Source organism: Nocardia sp. NPDC049190, assembly GCF_040648115.1.
GTDB lineage: Bacteria > Actinomycetota > Actinomycetes > Mycobacteriales > Mycobacteriaceae > Nocardia.
In genome coordinates, this window is record NZ_JBEZDE010000003.1 from 243,110 (window position 1) to 262,408 (window position 19,299).

Annotated in this window: 20 protein-coding genes; 11 read left to right on the forward strand and 9 right to left on the reverse strand. The window is 65.4% G+C overall.

Annotation, left to right across the window (positions count from 1 at the left end):
- Nucleotides 1-41: 41 nt before the first annotated feature.
- Together AB0B25_RS04800 and AB0B25_RS04805 are read left to right on the forward strand one after the other, a co-directional pair.
- Nucleotides 42-917, forward strand: a complete 876-nt coding sequence (locus AB0B25_RS04800; protein ID WP_357174988.1) for a sugar ABC transporter permease — start codon at nucleotides 42-44, stop codon at nucleotides 915-917.
- Between the two features lie 83 nt (nucleotides 918-1,000).
- Nucleotides 1,001-1,822, forward strand: coding sequence for a carbohydrate ABC transporter permease (locus AB0B25_RS04805; RefSeq protein WP_357174991.1), 822 nt, complete (start codon nucleotides 1,001-1,003; stop codon nucleotides 1,820-1,822).
- Here AB0B25_RS04805 and AB0B25_RS04810 read toward each other — a convergent pair.
- Both AB0B25_RS04810 and AB0B25_RS04815 read right to left on the reverse strand, forming a co-directional pair.
- The gene (locus AB0B25_RS04810) at nucleotides 1,819-2,241 is read right to left on the reverse strand and encodes a VOC family protein (RefSeq protein ID WP_357174723.1); all 423 of its coding nucleotides are present in this window, start codon (nucleotides 2,239-2,241) and stop codon (nucleotides 1,819-1,821) included. The genes AB0B25_RS04805 and AB0B25_RS04810 overlap by 4 nt on opposite strands.
- Nucleotides 2,242-2,252: 11 nt before the next feature.
- The gene (locus AB0B25_RS04815) at nucleotides 2,253-3,089 is read right to left on the reverse strand and encodes a helix-turn-helix domain-containing protein (RefSeq protein ID WP_357174726.1); all 837 of its coding nucleotides are present in this window, start codon (nucleotides 3,087-3,089) and stop codon (nucleotides 2,253-2,255) included.
- Between the two features lie 266 nt (nucleotides 3,090-3,355).
- On the opposite strand from AB0B25_RS04815, the gene AB0B25_RS04820 reads away from it, so the two are divergent.
- Entirely contained in the window at nucleotides 3,356-4,279 is a 924-nt protein-coding gene (locus AB0B25_RS04820; protein ID WP_357174728.1) for a zinc-binding dehydrogenase, read from the forward strand.
- Between the two features lie 178 nt (nucleotides 4,280-4,457).
- Nucleotides 4,458-5,552 carry a redox-regulated ATPase YchF gene (ychF, locus tag AB0B25_RS04825; protein ID WP_357174730.1) on the forward strand — a complete coding sequence of 365 codons (1,095 nt, stop codon included), beginning with the start codon at nucleotides 4,458-4,460 and terminating at the stop codon, nucleotides 5,550-5,552.
- On the opposite strand, the gene AB0B25_RS04830 is transcribed toward ychF, so the two are convergent.
- Nucleotides 5,494-5,973 (reverse strand): hypothetical protein, encoded by a 480-nt coding sequence (locus AB0B25_RS04830; protein ID WP_357174733.1) that lies wholly within the window; start codon nucleotides 5,971-5,973, stop codon nucleotides 5,494-5,496. The two genes, ychF and AB0B25_RS04830, sit on opposite strands and share 59 nt — an antisense overlap.
- 243 nt (nucleotides 5,974-6,216) lie before the next feature.
- Here AB0B25_RS04830 and AB0B25_RS04835 point away from each other — a divergent pair, with 243 nt between their 5' ends.
- Nucleotides 6,217-6,795: a DUF6508 domain-containing protein gene (locus AB0B25_RS04835; RefSeq protein ID WP_357174735.1), complete on the forward strand. Its 579-nt coding sequence runs from the start codon at nucleotides 6,217-6,219 to the stop codon at nucleotides 6,793-6,795.
- 431 nt (nucleotides 6,796-7,226) lie between these two features.
- On the opposite strand, the gene AB0B25_RS04840 is transcribed toward AB0B25_RS04835, so the two are convergent.
- Together AB0B25_RS04840 and AB0B25_RS04845 are read right to left on the reverse strand one after the other, a co-directional pair.
- The gene (locus AB0B25_RS04840) at nucleotides 7,227-8,483 is read right to left on the reverse strand and encodes an FAD-dependent monooxygenase (protein ID WP_357174738.1); all 1,257 of its coding nucleotides are present in this window, start codon (nucleotides 8,481-8,483) and stop codon (nucleotides 7,227-7,229) included.
- 441 nt (nucleotides 8,484-8,924) lie between these two features.
- Complete coding sequence (locus AB0B25_RS04845) at nucleotides 8,925-9,476, reverse strand: helix-turn-helix domain-containing protein (protein WP_357174741.1); 552 nt, start codon at nucleotides 9,474-9,476, stop codon at nucleotides 8,925-8,927.
- A gap of 87 nt (nucleotides 9,477-9,563) precedes the next feature.
- Here AB0B25_RS04845 and AB0B25_RS04850 point away from each other — a divergent pair, with 87 nt between their 5' ends.
- The 3 genes from AB0B25_RS04850 to AB0B25_RS04860 all read left to right on the forward strand — a co-directional run bounded on the left by AB0B25_RS04850 (nucleotide 9,564) and on the right by AB0B25_RS04860 (nucleotide 10,962).
- Nucleotides 9,564-10,208: a dihydrofolate reductase family protein gene (locus AB0B25_RS04850; protein WP_357174743.1), complete on the forward strand. Its 645-nt coding sequence runs from the start codon at nucleotides 9,564-9,566 to the stop codon at nucleotides 10,206-10,208.
- 125 nt (nucleotides 10,209-10,333) lie between these two features.
- Nucleotides 10,334-10,552, forward strand: coding sequence for a type II toxin-antitoxin system VapB family antitoxin (locus AB0B25_RS04855; protein WP_327110033.1), 219 nt, complete (start codon nucleotides 10,334-10,336; stop codon nucleotides 10,550-10,552).
- Entirely contained in the window at nucleotides 10,549-10,962 is a 414-nt protein-coding gene (locus AB0B25_RS04860) for a PIN domain-containing protein (RefSeq protein ID WP_357174746.1), read from the forward strand. The genes AB0B25_RS04855 and AB0B25_RS04860 overlap by 4 nt, the downstream gene beginning before the upstream one ends.
- Before the next feature lie 158 nt (nucleotides 10,963-11,120).
- On the opposite strand, the gene AB0B25_RS04865 is transcribed toward AB0B25_RS04860, so the two are convergent.
- From AB0B25_RS04865 to AB0B25_RS04875, 3 genes are read right to left on the reverse strand one after another with little or no spacing between them, the layout of a single operon-like run.
- Complete coding sequence (locus AB0B25_RS04865; RefSeq protein ID WP_357174749.1) at nucleotides 11,121-12,134, reverse strand: hypothetical protein; 1,014 nt, start codon at nucleotides 12,132-12,134, stop codon at nucleotides 11,121-11,123.
- Nucleotides 12,131-13,480 carry a peroxidase gene (locus tag AB0B25_RS04870; RefSeq protein ID WP_357174751.1) on the reverse strand — a complete coding sequence of 450 codons (1,350 nt, stop codon included), beginning with the start codon at nucleotides 13,478-13,480 and terminating at the stop codon, nucleotides 12,131-12,133. The genes AB0B25_RS04865 and AB0B25_RS04870 overlap by 4 nt, the downstream gene beginning before the upstream one ends.
- On the reverse strand, nucleotides 13,477-13,998 hold the full coding sequence (locus AB0B25_RS04875) for a hypothetical protein (RefSeq protein ID WP_357174993.1): 522 nt from the start codon (nucleotides 13,996-13,998) through the stop codon (nucleotides 13,477-13,479). Before AB0B25_RS04875 ends, AB0B25_RS04870 begins: the two co-directional genes overlap by 4 nt.
- A 937-nt stretch (nucleotides 13,999-14,935) precedes the next feature.
- Between AB0B25_RS04875 and AB0B25_RS04880 the strand changes: the two genes are divergently transcribed.
- The 3 genes from AB0B25_RS04880 (at nucleotide 14,936) to AB0B25_RS04890 (ending at nucleotide 18,289) form a co-directional block, all read left to right on the forward strand.
- Complete coding sequence (locus AB0B25_RS04880; protein WP_357174754.1) at nucleotides 14,936-16,666, forward strand: hypothetical protein; 1,731 nt, start codon at nucleotides 14,936-14,938, stop codon at nucleotides 16,664-16,666.
- A gap of 177 nt (nucleotides 16,667-16,843) precedes the next feature.
- Entirely contained in the window at nucleotides 16,844-17,122 is a 279-nt protein-coding gene (locus tag AB0B25_RS04885; protein ID WP_357174996.1) for a DUF6333 family protein, read from the forward strand.
- A gap of 492 nt (nucleotides 17,123-17,614) precedes the next feature.
- Nucleotides 17,615-18,289: a hypothetical protein gene (locus tag AB0B25_RS04890; RefSeq protein WP_357174756.1), complete on the forward strand. Its 675-nt coding sequence runs from the start codon at nucleotides 17,615-17,617 to the stop codon at nucleotides 18,287-18,289.
- Between the two features lie 71 nt (nucleotides 18,290-18,360).
- Here AB0B25_RS04890 and AB0B25_RS04895 read toward each other — a convergent pair whose 3' ends face one another.
- A complete protein-coding gene (locus tag AB0B25_RS04895) occupies nucleotides 18,361-19,215 on the reverse strand; it encodes a VOC family protein (RefSeq protein ID WP_357174759.1) in 855 nt (284 codons plus the stop codon).
- Between the last annotated feature and the right edge of the window lie 84 nt (nucleotides 19,216-19,299).

A 19,299-nucleotide genomic window follows, 5' to 3' on the forward strand; every position in this document is an offset into this window, starting at 1 on the left:
GCAAAGTCCTGCGCCACGCTCCAGCCGGTGCACCGTCCGGTTTGGCGCGGCGTCGGGAACGGGCCGGCTGGGCGTTCGTCGCGCCGAATGTGGCGGCTGTCGCCGTTTTCTTGTTGTTCCCGTTGATGTTTTCGCTCTATCTGAGTTTTCATTCGTGGGATCTGTTCGGCCCCATGAGCTTTGTCGGATCGAACAACTATCGGCGATTGTTCGGTTCGGATCCACTGTTTCTCATCGCCTTGCGCAATACCGCCGTTTTCACCGTGCTGACATTGCTGCCCACGGTGGCGATCGGTCTCGGAGTGGCGGCGATAGTGAATCGAAAGTGCGTTGGTATCGGGATCTTTCGAACGATGGCGTTCCTGCCTCTGGTCGCTTCCACGGTCGCCATGGCAGTGGTGTGGCGGTTCATCTTCACCGAAGACGGGTTGCTGAACCTCGCACTCGGCGGGATCGGAATCGATGCGGTGCCTTGGCTGACCGATCCGAACTGGGCGCTGGTCTCGCTCAGCATCGTCACGGTGTGGAAGAGCGTGCCGTTCGCGACGGTCATTCTGCTGGCGGCGATGCAAGGGGTGCCGGAGACGCTCTACGAGGCGTCGAAGATCGACGGCGCCGGAGCGTTGCGCCGGTTCTCCTCGATCACGCTGCCGTTGATCCGCGGGCCGCTGTCGTTCGTCTTCATCATCACGATCATCAACTCGGTGCAGGCTTTCGACCAGGCCTACGCGCTGACCGGAGGCAACGGCGGACCCGAGACCGGCACCTATTTGCTCGGGATCATGTTGTTCCAGAACGCGTTCGGCTTCTACGAGGTCGGCTACGCGTCCGCGCTGGCCTGGGTGATCTTCGCGATCCTGTTCGTGCTGACGCTGCTGCAGTTGCGCATGGCCCGGCGCGCGGAGGTCGAACAGTGAATGCCTATGAGGTGGTGCGTCGCGCGCTGCCGGTCCGGCGCGACAGCGTGGTTGTCGCGCGCTGTCGGGTCGAGCGGGCGATCATGCGGCGGTTGCTGCGCGGCATCGCGGTCTATGCCGCGCTCGTCGCCGTCGGCTGGTGCGCGCTCGCGCCGATTCTGTGGGCGGTCTCCGGGTCGCTGAAGCAGGAGGGTGAGATCGCCGACGCCGCGCTGCTTCCGGAGCATCCGCAGTGGTCGAACTACGGCAAAGTCTTCGAACTGCTGCCGCTCGGCCGCATGCTGCTCAATACGGCCGTCTACGCGCTGTGTGTCACAGCGGGCCAGGTCTTCTTCTGCTCGCTGGCGGGTTACGCTTTCGCGCGCTTGCATTTTCGTGGACGCGAAGTGCTGTTCCTCGCCTATCTCGGCACGCTGATGGTGCCGTTGACCGTGACAGTGATTCCGCAGTTCCTGCTGATGCGGGCCTTCGGCTGGGTCGACACCCCGTGGGCGATGATCGTGCCCGGCCTGTTCGGCAGCGCGTTCGGCACCTATCTGATGCGCCAGTTCTTCCGGACACTGCCGACCGAGTTGGAGGAGGCGGCGATCCTCGACGGCTGCTCCACCTGGCAGGTCTATTGGCGAGTCCTGCTCCCGCACACCCGCCCCGCCTTGATGGTGCTCGCCGTGCTCACCTGGATCACGGTGTGGAACGACTTCCTCTGGCCATTGGTCATGATCCAACGCAACGACATCGCCACCGCGACCCTGGGTCTGGTACGGCTGCAGGGGCAGTACCACACCCAGTGGCCCCTCCTCATGGCTACCGCGGTGATCATTCTGCTTCCGCTGCTGGTGATCTACGCGATAGCCCAGCGCGCGTTCATCCGTGGCATCGCGCTGTCGGGAGTCGGCGGTCGCTAGGAGCCCCAGTAGGTCCCGAAACTCCAGAGGTTGCCTTCGGGATCGCGGACCGTGAAACCGCGGGAGCCGTACTCCTCGTCGCGCAGGCCCTGCACCACGTCGGCGCCCGCGGCGGTGGCGCGGGCGAACAAGGCGTCGGGGTTTTCGCAGACCAGATAGACCGCGTCGTGGCCGGGCGGGCGCGCGCCGAACGGGCCGTCGTCCTTGCCCGCCGACCCGAACATGATGCCGCCGCCCAGCGGCCAGCGCAGTTCCGCGTGTTCGACGATGGACGGATCGTCGGCGCGGGTGTAGAGCGCGCTCTGGCGGAAGCCGAACGCCGCGACGAGGAAGGCGGCCATCGCGTGGGCATCGCGGAAGGCCAGGGTGGGCCACACCGCGGTACGGGTGCCGGTTTCGGCAGTCGTCGGATTTGTCATGTCGTTCATCGTCATCCCGCGAACTCGTCGGAGTCTTGGACGGATGGAATCTCCTCGGCCAGCCAGGTCGTTGGGCTGACCCCGGCGAGTTCGGCGAAATCGCGATCGAGATGAGCCTGGTCGTAGTAGCCGCAGGTGGCCGCAACCTGCGCGAGGGTGACGAACGACGGTGTGCGCGCGAGCATCCGCCGGGCCCGCTCGAACCGGGTGATCCGCGCCGCCAGTTTCGGGCCCAGGCCGAATTCCCGGGTGAACCGGCGGGTGAGATGCTGCCTGCTCCACCCGATCTCCTCGGCCAACGGGCCGACCGCGATCGCGCCGCCGGAACGGACCACGGTGCGCCACGCCCAGGTCAACTCGGGCCCGACCACGCGGTCCTGGTCGGCGAGCGCCGAGAGCACTCGGTCGCACGCCGCGAAGCGTTCCGGCCAGGTCGGCGCGTGCTGCACGCGCTCGCACAATTCCATGCCCGCCGGACCGACCAGGTCGGCGAACTCGACCGAGGTGTCCCACAGCGCCGCCGCGGGCATCCCGAACAGCGTGCGGCTGCCCAGCGGTGTCAGCTGCACGCCCACGCCTTCCTGATATCCGCTGTGCGCGATCAGCGCCGTGCTCGCCTGCAGACCACTCACCACACAGCGGTAGCTTTGTGGCGACTGACGCGGATCGGTCTGCTCGACGACATCGATGGTGGGGCCGAGGGCGACGATGAAAGTCATGTGCCGCGAGGGCAACCCGCGATGCACCGCCGCGGCGAACCCGGACATGCGGTAGCCGACGTAGCGGTCGACGAATGCCGCGAGCGCCGGTGCCGGACGCGCCATCACCACCTCTGTGGTCGGCTCCATGTCGATTACGGTACGCCGAGGGAGCCACGAGACGCGGACGACGGCGCAGGCGGGTCTCGAAGCGGAACAGTTCGGGATGTACCGGCCGCAACGTTGTCGCGATGCCACATGTCCTGCGGCCGAACGGCCTGGAATTCCGGCGTCTGGAACGGCGCGCCGACCGCAACCCGCGGAGGTGAGATCGCACACCTTCGCGGCTATATGGGTGGGTAGTGGCACCGCGGTCCGGTTAGCGTTGCGCCTTCGAACGGTTTTCTGGAGGTGCGATGCGGCAGGTTCACTACGAGCGCAGCGGTGGACCCGAGGTGCTCGAGCTCGTATCGGTCGAAGCGCCGACGCCGGGCCCCGGCGAGCTCCTGGTCCGTGTCGAGGCGATCGGGGTGACCCTGCCGGTGGTGCGGAAGGTGCGCGAGCAGCGTGCGCCGATCGCATTGGGCGGCGAAGTCGCCGGTGAGGTGGTCGCGGTCGGCGAGGGCGTCGAGGGGTGGGCGCCCGGCTATCGAATCACCGGGTTGGTGTTCGGACCCGGGTATGCCGAGTACGCGCTGCTGTCGGCGGCCATGGCCACGCCGATTCCCGACGGTGCCTCGGCGGTCGACGCCGTCGCACTGGTACGCAGCGGTCTGGTCGCACTCGGCGCGCTCGACGCCGCGTCCCCACAGCAGGGTGAGTCGACACTGATCACCGCTGCCGCGAGCGGCGTCGGACACCTCGCGGTCCAGCTGGCCCGGGTGCGCGGAGCGGGGCGTGTGGTCGGCGCGGTATCGGATCCGGCCAAGGCGGATTTCGTGCGGCAGCTCGGCGCCGACGAGGTGGTGGGATACGGCCAGGAGTCCTGGGGCGAGCCCGTCGACTACGTGCTCGACGCGGTCGGCGGCGATCTGCTCACACCCGCGATCGCTGCCCTTGTGCCCGGTGGCCGGCTGGTCGCCTACAGCTCCGGTGGCGGAGCCATCCAGGCGTATGACCTGCTCGTCGGCGCAAAATCGGTGGTCGGCTTCCAGCTGGCCCGCATCGCGCGAGGGCAGCCCGATCGATACGAGCACTGGCGTCAGGAGTTGTGGCAGTACTTCGCGTCGGGCCAGCTGCGTCCCGCCGTGCACGCCGAGTTCGCACTCGAGGACGCCGCCGAAGCGCACGCCGTCATCGAACGCCGTGCCAACCTCGGCAAAGTAGTGCTGATCCCCTGAACATACTGGTCCCCACACATCGGCCCGATCCCGACCGACCACAGGTCGAAAAGCGCCTGGCATCCCTGAACTCCTCGAACTGGGCATCGGGCCGATCGGCCGCGCGAGAGCGGCGCGGTGCTGCCTTGCGGCAGGCGCGGGGTAGCGGGGTCGGTGTGCCGCGTAGACTCTGTTCCTCGTGAGTCTCACCCTCGGAATCGTCGGCCTGCCCAACGTCGGAAAGTCGACGCTGTTCAATGCGTTGACCAAGAACGATGTGCTCGCCGCGAACTATCCGTTCGCGACCATCGAGCCCAACGTCGGGGTGGTCCCGCTGCCCGATCCTCGGCTCAACCAGTTGGCGGAGATCTTCGGTTCCGAGCGCATCGTGCCCGCCACCGTGTCCTTCGTCGACATCGCGGGCATCGTGAAGGGCGCCTCCGAGGGCGCGGGCCTGGGCAACAAGTTCCTCGCCAACATTCGCGAAGCCGACGCCATCTGCCAGGTGGTGCGGGTGTTCGCCGACGACGACGTGGTGCACGTCGACGGCCGGGTCGATCCCTCGGCCGACATCGAGGTGATCGAGACCGAACTCATCCTCGCCGATCTGCAGACCCTGGAGAAAGCGGTCGTGCGGTTGGAGAAGGAAGCCAAGGTCAAGAAGGACCGCAAACCGGTCGCCGACGCCGCCAAGACCGCGCAGGAGATCCTCGACAGCGGCACCACCCTGTTCGCCGCGAGCGACAAGGTGGATACCGAACTGCTGAAAGAACTTTCGCTGCTCACCACCAAACCTTTCCTCTACGTCTTCAACGCCGATGAAGCGGTGCTCACCGACGAAGCGAAGGTCGCGGCCCTGAAAGCCTCGGTAGCCCCAGCGGATTCGGTATTCCTCGACGCGAAGGTCGAAGCCGAGCTGCTCGAACTGGACGAGGAGTCGGCGATCGAACTGTTGGAATCCATCGGTCAGACCGAGCCCGGTCTGCACGCCCTCGCCCGCGCCGGCTTCCACACCCTCGGCCTGCAGACCTACCTCACCGCAGGCCCGAAAGAATCCCGTGCCTGGACCATCCACCAGGGTGACACCGCGCCGAAGGCCGCCGGCGTCATCCACACCGACTTCGAACGCGGGTTCATCAAGGCGGAGGTTGTCGCCTACAACGACCTGATCGAGGCAGGCTCGATGGCCGCGGCCAAAGCGGCGGGCAGGGTCCGGATGGAGGGCAAGGACTACGTCATGGCCGATGGTGACGTGGTCGAGTTCCGAAGCGGATTAGCGTCTGCGAAGAAGTAGCCCAGCGCGTGTAGTGCTGGTCGAGACTCCGCTGATTTTCGGTCGGTTTGATGATCGTCTCTGCGTCGAAGATTGGGAGCGCCCGATGTGTCTCGAGTTCAACAGTCGCCCTCAAACCCAACGATACAGAGGTGTAGTGGGGTTGGTCGGCTGTAGCAGAATGCATTCTCAGCCGCGGATCAACCACGATGCCGAGCAGCAAGGCATCTGTCGTCGAAAACCGACGCACCGGATGGAACCCGGCCGGCTCGACACAGGCCACCATGCGCAGGGCGATGGCGCTCAGCGGGAGGGCGCTATCGCTTCCGGCATTATTGCGGGTGAGGAGGAAGAGTTGGTATTCGTCTTCCGCCCAATCGAGAGCCCGCGCTCCCTTGATAATTTCGGCGATGCGTTTGTCGTCTTCCTTCCCCGAGCCCATCCTTGGGCCGGGGCGTTCGACTTGGTGCGACTGGTCTGTTGATGCCCCAAGGTGGGGCCTGGGTGCTGTCGGCGTGTCGGTCGCTGTCTGCCTCTGACTGCCTGCTAGGTCGCCCCCTGCCGGACTCCGGCGGCAGCTGACTGTCTCAGCGGGGCAAGTCGGTTGATGATCCTGGATAATCCCTGGGGCAGAGTGCCTTCCAAGCGAACCGAAAGAGCAAAATTGGCCCGATGGTGGAAAAGGTTGTTCGGCAACAACTCCGGGTACGTTCTGCCCGGCTACACCGAGGAGGAGATGGCCCGAATCAAGGCTCAGTTCGCGGAATACAACCGCAAGGTGCGGCAGGCCGAGGCTGAATTGCGGGCCAACCCCTACCATCCCGACCCGGGCGAGAATCCCGCCATCGAATCCGCCCTCCGTGCCGCACGCCCGGAAGCATGGGAGCAACTGTGGTCCGCGGTCGGCGAAGTTCTCACCGAGGATCCAGAGTCCCAGGCGGGTTGGCGGTTCGAGAATTCCGACGGCTCTCTGTCGATGCCCTACGTCGACTACAGCGACGCGATCCAACGAATGATCCAGGCAATCTATGAAGTTCATGCAATCGTGGGCTTCCCCTGGATGAAGTGGGATCTAGAGAGTGCCTATCCGGGCGGCCGGGGCCTCGATACCGCCCCTGTCGCCGACGCCGCCCGCGTGCTGACCGCCGTGGTCCGTGGCGAGCGCTTCAGCGACGGCACAATACTCGCGGCACTTGGCGACGGCACCCTGCGGTCCGCTCTGCAACGGTTGCGGACCTGGTACGAGCAGCAAGCGAACAATTGATCCTAGCTTCCGAAGGAGTTGGCGCACGGCGCTATGCGTCCATGCCTGTCCGTCCTGAAATCGGTACTACAGGACGTTCGGCGGCGCGGCGGCGCCCCGGTCTCCGCTCCTATTGCGCGCAACGCGCCGACTGATCAGCCGGTCCTCAACTGCCGACACGCCCCCAATAGGCTGAGCACCATCCAATCGGACAGGGCTCAGTTCTACTTGTTGGTGTTGTTGCCGTCGAGTTCCGAAGCGGAGCAGCCCCACCATTCCTGTCGGTGTGTCCGGTTACTGTGACGGCCATGTCAGGCACGGTGGCTTTCGAGGATCTGGCGACTTGAGACATCACTCTCGAAACAGTGTATTTTGGGCGGCGGCAACGCCGGCATCGGCCTGGGTTACGGCTAGTGGCCAGACAAGCACACCCGGCATCACGCCAACCCGAATCACGAAGAACTCGATCCCGATGCGGCACCCGACATTCTGGTTTGGTCACAACAGTGATCGGCGGTCCGGCCGGCTCCGGAGTCCGGCACCCCTGCGTAGTCGGGCAGTTTGACGCCGTTGATCGCACGCTCGACCAGCTCGGCGAACCACTCTCCGGCGAAATCGGGGCCCGGCTCGGCATCCGGCCCGGGGACGTCGCGGCTGCGGGCGTTCAATTGGGCGATCTGCTGGTTGGCCTCGACGAACGAGCGCATCCGCTCCTCGTATGCGGCGAACCCGGCCTCCGGGTCCCACCCGGCCGCGGCCAGCTCACCGGCCAGCAGGTACGCGCCGACCAGGGCCAGCCCGGTGCCCTGCCCGGACATCGGCGACGAGCTGAACGCCGCGTCCCCGAGCAACCCCACCCGCCCGCTCGACCAGCGGTCCATCACCACCTGGGCGACCTGGTCGAGGTAGAAGTCCGGGGTGTCGTCCAGATGCGCGAGGATGCCCGGGGTCAACCAGCCCAGACCGGCCATTCGCTCACGCAGCAGGCGCTTCTGGGCCGCGACGTCACGGTAGTCGACGACGAGGTCGGCCGCGGGGAAGGAGAACATGGCCATCGCCCGGGTGGCGTTCTGGATGGGCCGCAGGCCGGCCGAGCGCCCGGACTCCTGGTACTCGATCAGCCACTTGTCCAGCCCGAACTCGTTGGGCACGCTGTAAAAGGCCAGCACGTGCCCGAGGTGGCGAACGAACTGCTCGTGCGGCCCGAAAACCATTGTGCGCAGCGCCGAATGCAGCCCGTCCGCCCCGACTACCAGCTCGAAACGCCGCCGATCGCCACCTGCGAAAGCCACGTCGACCCCGTCCGCGTCCTGGGTGAGTTCGGCGATCCGGTCGCCGAAGACGTACTCGACACCGTCTCGGGTGTCGTCGTATAGCACCTGCGACAAGTCACCGCGCAGGATCTCGATCTCCGCGATGAATCCGTCGCCGCCGGCGTCGTCCACGCGGAAGGTCTCCAGAACGTTGCCGTCCACGTCCACGGTGTGCGCGCCGATGGTCTGGGTGCAGGCCGCGCGCACCGCCGGGTCCAGTCCCATCCGCCGGATGACCTCCTTGGTCACTCCGCGCGCGTCCACCGCCTGCCCACCCGGACGCAACGCGGGAGCCCGCTCCACCACGGTCACCTCGGCCCCCCGTCGACGCAACCAGTGGGCCAGCGCGGGCCCCGCGATACTCGCCCCCGCCACCAACACTCTGGTACCGCTCACTGCGCCTCCCGCTCACCCCGCCGGATCACTGTCCGGATCGATTGCTCTGCTCTGGCCCACCGCTGTTGGTGTATCCAGAGGTATCGACGACGGATCCATCGAGAATTCATCGGTGCAGCCAAGATCGTGTCCACGTTCCTGCGAACACCCAGAACCCGGCATTATCGAGCGGCCGGCGACATGGGCATGTGGACTTCGTTGTGTCACCGTCCAACCTCTGCTCCAAATGTGCGCCTATTGGAGTACTGGGAGCCGATTCCGATGAATCTTGTTGTGCCGCAGGAATTGTGAGCGCCGCTTCGGCCGTTTACCGACCGTCGCGCAGTGGGGCAGAGGTAGCTTGGCTGATCGATGTCAAGAGGGTCGAATTCCGTTCAACATGTAGTCGCGTTTCGGTTCAACCTCAGGGCTTCTTGCGAAGGCGTCGGGACGCCCGAACGTTCAGAGGTCGGCGTTCGAGGTTGCTGGTTCGGGCGCGTCGCTGCCACTGGACCATGCCCCCGCTCTCGCTATGGCGGCCTCGAACGCGTGCTGCAGTCGTTCGGACGCAAGGGGGCGTTCGGGGGCGCGTCGCGGAATGCCGAGGTGAATCTCGCGGAGCTCGTCGATGAGGTCGTCGACGAGGTCCGGGGACTCGGCCAGGATGTGAGCGCGCACGCTCAACGCGTGCGAGGTGGGTCGATGATGCATGCCCCAGGTCCCGAGGGTCACCATCACCGGAACCGTCTGAATTCCCGCCTCGGTGAGCGAATACGCCGCCCGCTGCCCCCGCGTCGCATCGTCACGAGAAAGCAGGCCCTCCTCGACCAGATTTCGGAGGCGGTTGGCGAGGATGTTCGACGCGATGCCTTCGTCGTTGCGCGCCAGGAGTTCGCGGAAGTGTCGGCGACCGCCGAAAACGATGTCGCGAAGCACGATCAGGCTCCAAGCGTCGCCCAGCACCTCGACCGCCGCATTGATTGCGCACCCTGATCGGAGCTGTTCTCTCGCCACCTGACCTCCAAAGTGGTTGCAGATGGAAACCACTCTACGCTACGGTACGAGTGATTTTATTTTGCAACCACCTGTATTGGAGTCATTGTGTCGCGTACGCGAGTCCACAGCCTCTTCGTCTCCTCGGACGGGTATGCCGCCGGCGATCACGTGACGCTCGAAGCGCCGATCGGCGGAGCGCAGGCGCTCTTCGGCAAGTTCGACGGACGCGTCATCCACGGCATTCACGGAATCGACGAACCGGTGACCGTGGACCGCGCCATGTTCAGTATGTGGGGGCAGGGGGTCGGAGCGGAGATCATGGGTCGTCGCAAGTTCGGCCCGCAGGCGGGCGAATGGCCGGATGACGGCTGGAATGGATGGTGGGGAGATGCGCCGCCCTTCCGCACTCCGGTCTTCGTTCTGACCCATTACCCGCACAAAACACTCGAGTTCGACAACGGCACCAGTTTCCACTTCGTGAATGCCTCGCCGCAGGAGGCGCTTCGCTTGGCGCAAGATGCGGCCGGCGGGTTGGACGTTCGGATCGGTGGCGGGCCGTCCACCGTGAGCGAGTTCCTCGAGGCCGATCTCATTGATTTTCTGCACGTGTCGATCGTTCCGATCGTGCTCGGTGCCGGTGTTCGGATCTGGGATCACCTCACTGGCCTGGAAGAGCGATTCAGTGTTGAGTCCATCAGCACATCCAGCGGTCTGACGCATCAGCTGTGGAACAGGAATCGCAGCGAGTGAGAGCGCGGTGGCTCGGGTAGGTGGCTTTGGTCCTCATGCTCGAGCTGGAGTCCCGGTACGGCTGGGGTGTCCCCGTAACGCCGCCTGATATATAATCAGTCATATAATATACGGGAGGGGTAATCATGGCAGTCACCAGCGTCGACTTGGATCCGCAGCTGATCGAGCGTGCGCGAGCGCTCACGGGCGAGCGATCGAACCGAGCCGTCCTCGACCTCGCGTTGCGCCGGCTCATCGCCTCGAAGCAGAAGGGCGCGATGATCGACGGTATCGCAGGACTGACCGACCTCGACAACGAGCTCGGCGCGCCGGTGGTCTCTCCGGGCGAGTCCCAGTCCTCGTGACCGACTACCTCGTTGACAACTCGGTCTGGGCGAGGTTGGCCACTGGGGACCCGGATATCACTGCGCGCCTGCGGCGTATCGAGCGAGCACCGGCCGACCTGTTCGTCACCTGCCCGCCGCAGGTGCTCGAGTTCTGCCACAGCGCCCGGACGCCCGAAGACCACGCGAACTACCGAGAGCAGATCTCCCTCGGATTCCCGCTCGAGCATCCACCCGACGAATCGCTCGTGCTCGATATCCAGGCAGCACTGTGGAACGCGGGGCTCGTTCGGGCGGCCGGCTCGCACGATATCCTCATCGCCGGCTATGCCATCGTGAACGACGCGACCGTGCTTGCCGCGGACTACGACTTCGAGCACATCGCTAGCGTGTCCGACCTGCAGTGCGAATACATCGCGCCTTCGTCGTGACGTTGGTTCGTGGCGGAACGTTGTGGAGTTCCGTTTCAACATGTTGCGCCTGGGCTCGATTGTGCAGAAGCCCAGGCGCATGAATTGTCGCAGAGGCGGCAATGGGGCTTTCTCCGACAAGCGCGCCCGACACCGCCTGAGCGCCACTCGGCTAGTGGTCATTTCATGGTGGCGACGTTGTGCCACAGGTTCTCGAGGCTGTCGGTGCCGCCGAACAGTGTGGTGAAGTTCGTGGAGTCGATGAGCACGATGTCGCCGGCACGCCGGCCGGTGGGTGGCATCCAGATCAGCGTGTTGAATTCCGTGTTGCCTGCCTCGGTGAAGGGGTGGGGTCGGGTGGGGTCGACGCGCTGACGTGCCAGGACCCGGAGGGATTCGCTTTCTGGTGCGGTGAGTTCGTAGTGCGGCAGATGGGGGTGGAAATTGAAGGTGGTGACGTTATCCAGCAGGTGTGGTGTGTCCAGATCGCGGAATCCGGTCAGGGGAGCGATCTCGCCGCTGCCGTCGACGACCGCGGGTCGTAGGCCCCACTTGTTGTGGACCGGCACGTCGAGCGCATTCATCAGGGAGCGCGTGTACTGGCCGAACCTCTGTTGACGGGGGACCAGCGGGTCGCCGTGATGCTCGTATTCGGTTTGCCGTTGCGTGTAATCGTCGGTGAAGCCGACATCGTGGTGTGGCGCCAAAAGTAAGCAGGTGTCTTCGCGTTGCAACCAGTCCCGGATCGCGGCGCACTCGTCGACTGCGGCTTCCTGTTCGGAGAGGACGTGATCGAGCCCGAATACCATCAGCGTGTCGGTATCGGCCAGGATCCGCTCGTCGATCGGCAAGCGGTAACCGGCCTGATCGATGCGCTGGAACACTGCGACGGGATGACCGGTCGCCGCACCGGCCAGCCGCTGAAACGCCAGAGTCGAGCGATGGAACAGCTCGAGTGTGCCGGCAATGCCTTGTAGGAAGTGCGTCGCGGCGTACTCGGGGGTCTCGTAGGCCGGCCACGTCGCATTGCGGACTTCGGTCATCGTGGAGAAGCGATTGTACATTTCGGCGGGATCGCGTTGGGCCTCCCACGGGTAGCTCCACGCCCAATAGATGCTGATCCGCCGGTGCCCATCATGCGTGCGCGGGACATGGTTCTGGTTGTAGGTGCGGGCGAAGGAAAGGGCGCTCATGATGTCACCTTTCGGCTGTCGAGCGTCGCGAGATATCGCAGGGCGTTGATCCCCGGCAGGAAGAAGTACGCGCCGCCTCTGAGCGTGGTGAAGGCCGGCAGGCCCGTGAGCACTGTGCGGATGGGCCGCTTGGGGATGGTGAACTCCAGGGTTCCGTCCTGCGTGCCGCAGATGGGATCGCGTTCGTTGCCGAGTTCGTGAAATGTCTTGTCGTTGATCCAGACGTTCTGGGCGAACTCGAACTGGCGGACCAGGCTGGCGCAGATGATGAACGCGGCGATGCCTCGATCGGCCCCATCGTCGGGTTCGCCCTCGGGTAGTGCGGGCCCGTAGGTGGCGCCGCGGCGAATCATTCTGCGACGGTTCATGTTGACTGCGGTATCGCGCGGATTGAGTCGCCGGATGTGCGAGCCGAGCGGAACTGCGTAGCCGTGCGGGTCCATATCCCGATAGGTGAAGTCGTTGTTCCGCAATGGGTCCGCGCCCAGTTGCGGATCGTCGTGCTCGGGGGCCAGCGTCAAGGGCGCGCCGCTGCGCCAGCGGCCCATGAACTTCGCGGCCAGTAGTTCCTGCTCCTCCGGAGTGTCGGCGTGCTCGCGCAAATGGGTCCGAAACGCGCCGACGTGTTCTTGCAGTCGCCGGTAAGCCATATAACTGCCGTTGCGGGACAGCGCGTGCGGCTGCGGAAGGCCGTGCGGCGGCCCTTCCTCGTCCGGGTAGCCCAGGATGAATTCGCCGGGCTTCAGTGCGGGGCCGGAGCCCGGCGTCGGGGTCTGGCCCGAGCCTTCGATCACCGGCTGGGACAACCGGTCTCGGAATCCGAAATGGTCGTGGGCGTGGTCGAAGGGTGGCGTCGCGTTCAAATCCAGAAATGACAACACCCGCACGCCAGGGCAGCGGGCCACGAGCTTGTGGTGCTCGGCCGTGCATCGCTGGTGTTCGGTGTCGGTGCGGGCGAACAAGATCGCGATGGCGTGCAGGTCGTCACCGGCCAGCCCGCCCGTCCAATTATCCGGGCTATTGGCGCCCGTGTCGCCCAGGATGTCGGCGCGTGCGGCCATACCTTCCCGGAATTCGTCGGGAAAGGTGGCGAGCGATTGCTCCGACACCCCGAGCGCCCGCAGCCCTTTCCAGGTGAAGGCCAGGGTGATCCAGCGCTGGGAACTATCCATCGTGGCGCGCGCGTCTGCCGCCGACTGGACTCGATCCAGCAGCGCGGCCAGCCAGGCCCGCCCTCCGGTGGGGTCGTCGAACGACAGGAACTCGTAGCGGCCCGTCATCGCTGGGGTGCGGGTCAGCAGGATGTGTTGGATATCGTCGAGCTCGAGCGTCGACGGCGCGCTCACTGCATCTGGTCGAGCATATCGGAGAACGATGCCTTGATGCGCAGCGCTTTTTTGATTTCCTCGGCGGTGACGTAGGGGTATTCACCGTATTCGAGGAAGCTCGGAAAATGGTGTTCTCGGACGAATCGGGCGAAGGCGCCCGGGTTTTCCTTCCAATCCTCGGGAAATCCTTCGAGGTTGGTGAATACGGTGGTTATCCCCGTCTGGGCGAAGAGCGCCACCGCATCCTCGGTGTATTTGTCGAAATCGGTATCGAAGATGCCTTGATATTGGAAATGCAATCCGGAGCCGATATCGAACAAAACCCATCGCAGGTAGTGCAGCCGCAGTGGCGCCAGCACACCCGGCTCATTCGCGACCGCATCCTCGATCTGTTTGCCGTACTCGCGAATGGCTTCTTCTCGGCCAGGCTTCACCTTGGCGATGATCGAAAAACCGTAGGAGGCAGGCGTACGTGGATAGATAGGACCGTATCGGCCCCGCTCCAGCTCGAAATAACCGTCCGCCGGTATGGCCATAGCCGCCGGTTTGCTCCAGTCGCGATCTGTCGTCGACACAGCGCCACCTTCCTCACCACCGTAGGAAACCGGACGTCGATCAGCGTACCGCTTCCGAGCGTACGGTCGCAGCGCAATGGGCGTGGCAGGCCGGCGGTGCGTCGACCACCATCGATGGGCGATATTCACGTATTACTTATGTTCGGTTATTGTAGCCATCGACTCTTGGTGGCACATTTCGGGCCCGGCAGGATGGTGTCATGTCGGTTTCCGATTGACGCACTGATCAATTTTCGAATTCTTGCCGGTTGTCAACGCAATGGTCTGACGCAGAAATCGGAGCATTATTTGCGGTGTCGTTTCGGAACAATGTTGATCTCGGTGCCCATGGAAATATCCGAAAAAGGTTCGAGAGGGCGCGATCGATGGGAGCAACCGACTCCGAGTGCACCAGCGGCCGTGTCGATGCCCACTGCGGGCATCGACACGGCGTTCCGCCGGCGAGGTGCAGCCTTCCGGTCTTCGATCACTCGCGGGCAGCCGGCGCCGTGAAGTGCACACCGCGCAAACAGAATTCGTGTTCATGCTGACATCCCGGTGGATGACGCCACGGGCTACTGGGCGCGCCATACCCGTGATCGCGTTCCCGGGATGTCCGTCCCCGTGCGCGCGACGGGGGCGGCCCGGCATCGACGGCCGTGCCGCCGGGGTGGCTGGATACGGCTGCCGATCTGCGCAGTCCGTGCTCGCTGTTTCGGGAAGTCCTGCCGCCGCCCGACGGTCGATTCCGCCCCTCGTCGACGACAATCTGGCCCAACGGTTTTCGATGACGCCGTTCGGATCTATTCTTTGGTCTCGGACGAGGCCGTCGTCGCGTTCGGCGGATAGACGCCAACGGGCGGATGTCGTTCTGGCTCGCTGAGTCTGGAACACTGCATCGTCGGAAAGGTTCTTGCTGATGATCCGTCGTTTCACGACCCTTGCGCCCGCTACGGCGGCGCCGGTGGACGATCTGGTGGCCGGCGCGCTGCCGGACCGGGTACAGATTGCGCACGAGCGGCTGGCGCACCAGGACGATCCAGCCCTGCTGGAGGCGTTGTCGCAGCGGGAGCTCGCCGCTGCCCGCGAGCTGGCGGAGCTTGTGCGTGACCACGAACGCAACGAGCAGCGGGCGCGCATCCAAGCGGCCGCCGACGCCGCGGCGCGGGTGCGGCACACGGCTGCGGAGTTGGCCGAACGCGAGGCCGCGGACCTGCTGCGTGCCGCGCAAGCGATCGGCGAACAGCGCCACAGCAGTAGTCCGCACGCGAAAGTGGCTCGCCTGCACCAGCGCAAACCACGAGTGCTGGGGTTGCTCACCGGTGTCGTGGCGTTCTCGATGCTGTTCTCCGCGGTCACCGTGCAGCAGAACATCGCGCCGAACGGCGGCATGACGAATCCGATGTGGTGGCTGTCCTACGGTCTGGAGGCTCTGATCAGCGCGGTACTCGTCGCGTTGATGCTGTCCACCGGCGATACCGCCGAGTGGGGTGTGATCGATAGACTGTGGCAGGTCTACACCGTGGAGGGTGTACTGCTGACCGCGAGTATCGCGCTGAATACCTTCCCCTATATCAAGGCGGGAGCGGTCAGCGGGATCGGGATCCACGCGATCGCGCCGATCATGATCGGCGTCGCGCTCGTCACGCACAGACTCGTGGCCGAGCGCTACGGGCGAGCCATCGAGCAGGCGACCGCTGCTGTGCCGGACCACGAAGATCTCCAGGCCCGGCTCGCGGCGCTCACTCAGGTCGGCGGCGCCGGGAATCAGATCCTGCCGAGCATTCTCACCGAGCAGCCCGCCACCGCTCGCAGCGCCAAAGAGCACCCCGCCGACGCCGTGGAGCGTCAACCGGGCACGTCGGACGATTCCGCGGAGCACCCCACCGCGGAACTCGAAATCGCGACGGGCAACGCTGATCCTGCTGCCATGATGCCGGAGCAGGCGACTACCGACCCGCGGTCGGGCGCAAGGGGGACCCTTGCGGGCGAGCCGGCCCCGGGCGGCAGAGAACCGTCTGCCGGGGGCAATGCCGGCGCGGGCGACCTGGATGCTCGATTGGCGGCGGCGTTGCGGCAGACGCTGGCGCATAAGCAGATCAGCGCGCAGGCGGCGCCGGTACCGATTGTGCCGCCGGGATCGCGCCCCAATGCTGTTGAGCACGAGCGGAACACCCCGGCGTCCGCTGCGGCGGAAGCCGAGTGGGTCGCCCCTTCGGGATCAGCCGAGTTGCCTTCCGAATCGATCGCACGCGGTCACTGGGGACCGATGTCCGCGCAATCGGGCGAGGGTCCCGCACCGACCGCGCGGGAAACCGATTCTGCGCGACACCCGGAACAGAGCGCACTGATCGCGCCGGATACGTCATCTCGCGTCCGCGAGGCCGGAGATCGGCCCTTCGCCGCGGCGGCGCCACACCGGGCAGGCGAGCCGGAACCCGCACAGATGGCCGGGTATCCGATCGTCGATCACGAACCGCCCGCGCAGGAAATAGATCGCGCGTGGCTCGCGGCGCACGACTCGGCCCACGTCGAGAAGAGCCAGGTGCCGAGCGCGAGTGACGAGTATGCCGCGCGCTCCGCGGTCGCTCCGGTCTGGCTCACCAACCGCACCGGGGTCGCGCGCGGGCCCGTCGCACGCCACCTGTGAGCAAATCTCGCGAGGGCGAATCAGCCTGGGCCGCAGTGGGCCTCGCCTAGGCTGATTCACCTGCCCTCGTGTGCGAGAGAGCGGAGATCGAGTGGCAGGTACGCCGGAATCCTCGTTCTGGGCCGCGCCTGTGAACGCGGAGGTTGCCCGTTTCGGCGAATTCCACCTGACTGTCGTATAGCCTGGACCTCCCACGGACCGCGCCGATCTCCCGGCGCACGACCCGGCCGCCGCCTACGAGTCGCCGCATCCTTCGGCACCATCGACACGATCCTCGAAGACCTGGGAACCGTCCGCGCGGCCGATGGCCGATCCGCTGCCACTCGCGCGGACCTGGAACTGGTCCGAGTCGGAGGCTGGGGACGCGTCACCGGGATCACCGACGCAGGCATCGTGGGCCGCAACGGCAGCTACCCGGTCGTGGGCGAATCGGAATCTCTCGCCGAACGCTGGTGAATTGATCGGGGTCGGACCACGATGCGGGTGGGGATGGCTGTCGTGCGACGGCCGTGTGGTGCGGGGCACGTACCGCTGCGGTATTCGGTGAGTCCGGTCGAAGGTGTGCTCGGTTACCGCGACCATGTGGGCCGCCTGTCGGATCCGGCAGCGACATTGCAGCGTTCGGCTGTCTGAAAATTGAGTGCGAGAAAAGATTTCGCCTGCCGTTCGGCTTGCCTGTCGGCGCACGCCGACGATGCCCCTTTTGCATCAGCGGCCCGCGGCGGAACCGACGCGATGGACAACGACAATCGTTGTCGTTAAATTTCCGTGAAGTCGAGAGCTCAGCGGACGGTGCGGAGATCAAGTGGGCACGTCGTTGTGGTGCTCAGGGATGCGCACCCATGATCGGCGGCCGACTCGGCTACGGACCATCCGACACTGCGTTGTCAGTGCATATCAGAGATAAGGGCGTACATGAACAAGATCACCCGCGCTACTGTTGCCGCTTTGACGGTTGTGACTGCCGTGGGAACCGGGGCCGCTACCGCGCTGGCAGCACCCGCGACGCGGGACGGGCGCACACTGAGCACCGAGATCGCGCCGGGCGTGCTGTACACCAGCAGCACTCTGGACCAGTCCGTGGTCATCGAGACCGGTATATCCACCCTCATCACCCAGGGCGGGCAGTTCCAGGTGACGGACGCGGCCGGCAACGCGGTGGCCGGTATTCCGGCTTTCGCGGTCAAGCCGAAGGCGCTCGAGGCCGTCGAGGCTCCGGCGGACGTGAAGGCGGCGGTGCGCGCCGCGACGCCGGATATGCACCTCGACGAAATCACCGCTGATCCGCAGACCGAGCGGTTCGACACGGCGATCCAGGCCGCGATCAACGAGTTCGATCTGGCGGTCGGGATCGGAACCCTGGCCGGCGGTGTGATCGGTGCGGCTGTCGGGTGCGGTGTCGGTGCGGTGGGCGGCGCCGTCTTCGGCGCGCCCATCCTCGACGCCGGCGGTCTCACCCTCATCGCAGGGTGCCTGGCCGGTGCTGGTGTGCTCGGTGGCCTGGGAGCCATCGCCGGCGCGGCGGTGCTCGGTGTCCCGGTGGGTATTGCCGCGGCGATCAAGTTCCAGAACACCATGAACCGGCCGTACGACGAGGAAGGGGCGCACGGTGACACGGAGTGAGGGTTACCGCAGACTCGACACCGTCGACTGGGTATTTGCCGTTGGTCAGCCCTCGATCGCCTTGTCCGACGCTATGACATAGATCCCGGCGGGGTGAACTGACTTGCTGTGAACTCCGCGCCTTGCGGATCGCGGATCAGCACGGCTCGCGTCCATTCGGTATCGGCGGTCGAGAGCACGGTCGCGCCGAGCTGAACTGCGGCAGTTGCTGTTTCGTCGCGGTCGGCCACCGTGAACGTGACATGCCAGTGCGACGCCTTGGCTTCCTGAACCGGAGTCAGCCATCCGATGGCGTCGGCGAATCCGGGAGGCACCATGTCACCGGATTGCCGCTCGTAAATGTTTGGGTCGGTAGTGGCAGCGAGATGGTCCCCATAACCGGGACGGCGAATCATCGTCGCGAAGCCGAGATCATCGATGGACCACCCGAATACCTCGGCGTAGAACGAACTCGACTCGGCGGTATCCACCGCATGGAGATCGCTGAAGTTCCACGATCCCGGAGTGTTGGTGATCTGTGCTCCCGGCCGCCGTTTCGCCTGCCACAGTCGGAACTCCACGCCGGCCGGGTCGGCGCACACCACCGATATCCCGCCCTCGCCCGCGACTGCGGGCGGTGTGACAATGCGCCCACCCGAATCCGTGACGAGTTCGGCCGTGGCGTGCGCGTCGTCGACCGCCACGTAGGTGTTCCACGCCGAAGCGGCCGGTTGTGCCCGAGCGATGTCGGCGGGACCGCCGATCCCGGCGACATCCTTACCGTCCAGTCGCGCAATGACATATCGGAACGGCGCGCCTGGTGCGGTCGCCTCCATGAATGTCCATCCGAATAGTCCGCCGTAGAAAGCCTTCGCCGCCGCTACGTCGTTCTGCTCCACATCGATCCAGGACGTCACTCCGGCTGGATAGGTCCGCACGCCAGTCATCAGTCGCTCCTCTCGGTTTGTGTTCACGAACGTAGGCGCAGGCACCGACAACCTTCGGAATCTGGACAAGCTCCCGAGCGCGAC

What these genes read in the sequence shown, in the direction of transcription:
- AB0B25_RS04875 (WP_357174993.1), bottom strand. Translation starts at nt 13,998, where the DNA reads ATGGCCATACCGGCGGACGGTTATTTCGAGCTGGAGCGGGGCCGATAC.
- AB0B25_RS04830 (WP_357174733.1), bottom strand. Translation starts at nt 5,973, where the DNA reads ATGGGCTCGGGGAAGGAAGACGACAAACGCATCGCCGAAATTATCAAG.
- AB0B25_RS04865 (WP_357174749.1), bottom strand. Translation starts at nt 12,134, where the DNA reads ATGAGCGCCCTTTCCTTCGCCCGCACCTACAACCAGAACCATGTCCCG.
- AB0B25_RS04810 (WP_357174723.1), bottom strand. Translation starts at nt 2,241, where the DNA reads ATGACAAATCCGACGACTGCCGAAACCGGCACCCGTACCGCGGTGTGG.
- AB0B25_RS04855 (WP_327110033.1), top strand. Translation starts at nt 10,334, where the DNA reads ATGGCAGTCACCAGCGTCGACTTGGATCCGCAGCTGATCGAGCGTGCG.
- AB0B25_RS04805 (WP_357174991.1), top strand. Translation starts at nt 1,001, where the DNA reads ATGCGGCGGTTGCTGCGCGGCATCGCGGTCTATGCCGCGCTCGTCGCC.
- AB0B25_RS04820 (WP_357174728.1), top strand. Translation starts at nt 3,356, where the DNA reads ATGCGGCAGGTTCACTACGAGCGCAGCGGTGGACCCGAGGTGCTCGAG.
- AB0B25_RS04895 (WP_357174759.1), bottom strand. Translation starts at nt 19,215, where the DNA reads ATGACTGGCGTGCGGACCTATCCAGCCGGAGTGACGTCCTGGATCGAT.
- AB0B25_RS04880 (WP_357174754.1), top strand. Translation starts at nt 14,936, where the DNA reads ATGATCCGTCGTTTCACGACCCTTGCGCCCGCTACGGCGGCGCCGGTG.
- AB0B25_RS04815 (WP_357174726.1), bottom strand. Translation starts at nt 3,089, where the DNA reads ATGGAGCCGACCACAGAGGTGGTGATGGCGCGTCCGGCACCGGCGCTC.